Origin of the sequence: Mycobacterium sp. E2462, assembly GCF_001672685.1 — a bacterium.
Lineage (GTDB): Bacteria > Actinomycetota > Actinomycetes > Mycobacteriales > Mycobacteriaceae > Mycobacterium.
On record NZ_LZKC01000411.1, the window covers coordinates 1 to 2,846 of the forward strand.

4 protein-coding genes and 2 pseudogenes are annotated in these 2,846 nt (G+C 74.6%); 5 read left to right on the forward strand and 1 reads right to left on the reverse strand.

From position 1 onward, the window contains the following. The 5 genes and pseudogenes from A5714_RS21350 to A5714_RS27675 form a co-directional block, all read left to right on the forward strand. A partial coding sequence (locus A5714_RS21350; RefSeq protein ID WP_197513855.1) for a dihydropteroate synthase occupies positions 1-242 on the forward strand: 242 nt, incomplete at its 5' end. Then, the gene (gene folB / locus A5714_RS21355) at positions 235-636 is read left to right on the forward strand and encodes a dihydroneopterin aldolase (RefSeq protein WP_068288609.1); all 402 of its coding nucleotides are present in this window, start codon (positions 235-237) and stop codon (positions 634-636) included. The genes A5714_RS21350 and folB, both read left to right, overlap by 8 nt. After that, positions 633-1,160 (forward strand): 2-amino-4-hydroxy-6-hydroxymethyldihydropteridine diphosphokinase, encoded by a 528-nt coding sequence (gene folK, locus A5714_RS21360; RefSeq protein WP_068288612.1) that lies wholly within the window; start codon positions 633-635, stop codon positions 1,158-1,160. Before folB ends, folK begins: the two co-directional genes overlap by 4 nt. Beyond that, a complete protein-coding gene (locus A5714_RS21365; RefSeq protein ID WP_068288615.1) occupies positions 1,160-1,636 on the forward strand; it encodes a DUF3180 domain-containing protein in 477 nt (158 codons plus the stop codon). The genes folK and A5714_RS21365 overlap by 1 nt, the downstream gene beginning before the upstream one ends. 175 nt (positions 1,637-1,811) lie before the next feature. Next, a pseudogene (locus A5714_RS27675) lies at positions 1,812-2,162 on the forward strand (DUF6779 domain-containing protein); the annotation flags it as partial. Between the two features lie 598 nt (positions 2,163-2,760). Here the strand turns inward: A5714_RS27675 and A5714_RS27290 are convergent. Continuing rightward, positions 2,761-2,846, reverse strand: a pseudogene (locus tag A5714_RS27290) (hypothetical protein); the annotation flags it as partial.

The following is a 2,846-nucleotide window of genomic DNA, read 5'->3' on the forward strand; positions in this document are numbered from 1 at the left end:
TCGACACCGGCCTGCCGGTGCTGCTGGGCGCCTCGCGCAAGCGCTTCCTGGGTGCGTTGCTGGCCGGGCCCGACGGCACGCCGCGACCACCCGACGGCCGGGAGACGGCGACGGCGGTGGTCTCGGCGCTGGCCGCCGTGCACGGCGCCTGGGGCGTCCGGGTGCACGACGTGCGGGCGACGGTGGACGCCGTGAAGGTGGTCGCGGCCTGGACCAACGGCGGTACGGAAGCCGATGGCTGATCGCATCGAGCTGCGCGGGTTGACCGTCCGCGGCAACCACGGCGTGTTCGACCAAGAGCGGGCCGGCGGTCAAGACTTCGTCGTCGACGTCACGGTGTGGATCGACCTGGCCGACGCCGCCGCCAGCGACCAGCTGGCCGACACCTACGACTACGGCGCGCTGGCCCAGCTGGCGGCCGGCGTGGTGGCCGGCCCGGCGCGAAACCTGATCGAGACGGTCGGTGGTGAGATCGCCGACAAGGTGATGGACGACGACCGCGTGCACGCCGTCGAGGTGGTGGTGCACAAGCCGGCGGCGCCCATCCCGGTGCAGTTCGCCGACGTGGCCGTCGTGGTGCGGCGCTCGCGGCGCGGCGGCCGCGGCTCGGTGATCCCGGCGGGCGGGACCGCATGAGCCGCGTCGTGTTGTCCATCGGCTCCAACCTGGGTGACCGGCTGGAGCGGCTGCAGTCGGTGGTCGACGGCCTGGGCGAGGCGGTGCTCGCGGTGTCGCCGGTCTACGAGACGGACCCCTGGGGCCGGGTGGAGCAGGCGCCGTTCCTCAACGCGGTCCTCATCGCCGAGGACGACTGCGACGGGCAGGAGTGGCTGCGCCGGGCGCAGGAATTCGAGCGGGCGGCCGGGCGGGTCCGGGGCGAACGGTGGGGCCCGCGCAGCCTGGACGTCGACCTGATCGCCTGCTACGACGACCGGGGCGAGGTGGTGACGCGCGAGCCCAACCTGACGCTGCCCCACCCGCTGGCGCACCTGCGCGCCTTCGTGCTGGTGCCGTGGCTGGCCATCGACCCCGACGCCCGGCTGACCCTGGTCGACGGGACGCAGACCGTCGCGAGCCTGCTCGCCCAGCTGGAACCCGCGGACCGCGACGGGGTGCGGTTGTTCACCGCGACGCTGCAGCTGGCCCGGCCGGACGCCTGATGGGTCCCACTCGCAAGCGTGACCTGACGGCCGCGGTGGTGGCGGCCGCCGTGGTGGGCTTCCTGCTGGTCACCGGCCTGTACCGGTTCTTCCCGCCGATCACGGCGTGGACCGGGCTGTCGCTGTTCGCGGTGGCCGTCGCCGAGGCGCTGTGGGCGCGCTACGTGCGGGCCAAGATCAACGACGGCGAGATCGGCGCCGGCCCGGGCTGGCTGCATCCGCTGGCGGTGGCCCGCACCCTCGTGGTGGCCAAGGCGTCGGCGTGGGTGGGCGCTCTGATGCTCGGCTGGTGGGTCGGCATCCTGGTGTACGTCCTGCCCCGCCGGTCCTGGCTGCGCGCCGCCGCCGAGGACACCTCCGGCGCGGCGGTGGCCGCCGTCAGCGCGCTGGCGTTGCTCGTCGCCGCGATGTGGCTGCAACATTGTTGTAAATCTCCCCAGGACCCGACCGAACACGGAGAGGGCGCCGAAGGCTAGCCCGACCGGCCGCAACCGGATCAACCCCAGGTGAGAATCGCCGGAGACCGCGACACGCGGAACGACGTCGCGCAGGTACAGTCAGGCCATGACCGTTCTGTCCCGCGGCGCCCGGGTGAGGCGCGGCGGCCGCAGGCCGGGGTGGGTGCTCTTGACCACGTTGCTGGTCCTCGCCATGGGGGCCAGTTCCGCGTTGGTGTTCACCAATCGGGTGGAACTGCTCAAGCTCGCTGTAATCCTGGCGCTGTGGGCCGCAGTCGCCGGCGCCTTCGTCTCCGTGCTGTACCGCCGCCAGAGCGACGCCGACCAGTCGCGCGTGCGCGACCTGAAGCTGGTCTACGACCTGCAGCTGGACCGGGAGATCTCGGCCCGCCGCGAATACGAGCTCACCGTGGAGTCCCAGCTGCGCCGCGAGCTGGCGACCGAACTGCGCGCGCAGGCCGCCGACGACCTGGCGGAGCTGCGCGCGGAGCTGAGTTCCCTGCGGACCAGCCTGGAGATCCTGTTCGACACCGACCTGGGGCACCGGCCGGCGCTGGAGAACCCGGAGGTGGAGGCGCCGCCGGAGCGGGCGTACAGCGAGTGGGAGCGCGACGGCGAAGGCCCGCGCGACGCGCCCGTGGATTGGGTGTCCAGCGACCGGGTGACGCCGGCGCCGCGCGAGGCCCCCGGTCGCGCCGACGACACCACGATCATCGACGTGCCCGAGGAGCCGCTGTTGCCGCCGCGCCCGCAGCCGGCGCCCCGCCGCGAGCGGGTTCGCTACCAGTACGAATCGCCGCGGGAGCCGAGCTACTCGCCGGTGCCGGAGGCCGGCTACGGGCCCCAGCCGGAGCCGCAGCCCGAGCCGCGCTTTGCGCCTCCCCAGCCGCAGCCCGGCTACCCCCAGCCGGAGCCGCACACCGCCCAGCCGGGTCCCCAGCGGGACCCGCGGGCCGAGCAGCGCAACGCCGACTGGCAGTCCCCCGGGCAGTGGCCGCCGCGCGGCAGCTGGGCCGCCGACGACGCCCCGGCGCCCGAGTCGGCCGGCCCGCCGGCCGCGTCGCCGAACGGCCGGCGCTCCCGCCATTCCGGCGACGACGAGGCCTGGTCCGGCGCGCCCGTCGAGGCGCCGCAGCCCTACGCCGAATCCGGCCGTCGGGCCCGGCCAGCAACGCACCCAGGAAGCGCTTGCGCGAGGCGCCCAGCAGCACCGGCAGGGCGGCGACGA

Excerpts from the sequence above, each read along its gene's own strand:
- folB (WP_068288609.1), top strand. The coding sequence starts at position 235 with ATGGCTGATCGCATCGAGCTGCGCGGGTTGACCGTCCGCGGCAACCAC.
- folK (WP_068288612.1), top strand. The coding sequence starts at position 633 with ATGAGCCGCGTCGTGTTGTCCATCGGCTCCAACCTGGGTGACCGGCTG.
- A5714_RS21365 (WP_068288615.1), top strand. The coding sequence starts at position 1,160 with ATGGGTCCCACTCGCAAGCGTGACCTGACGGCCGCGGTGGTGGCGGCC.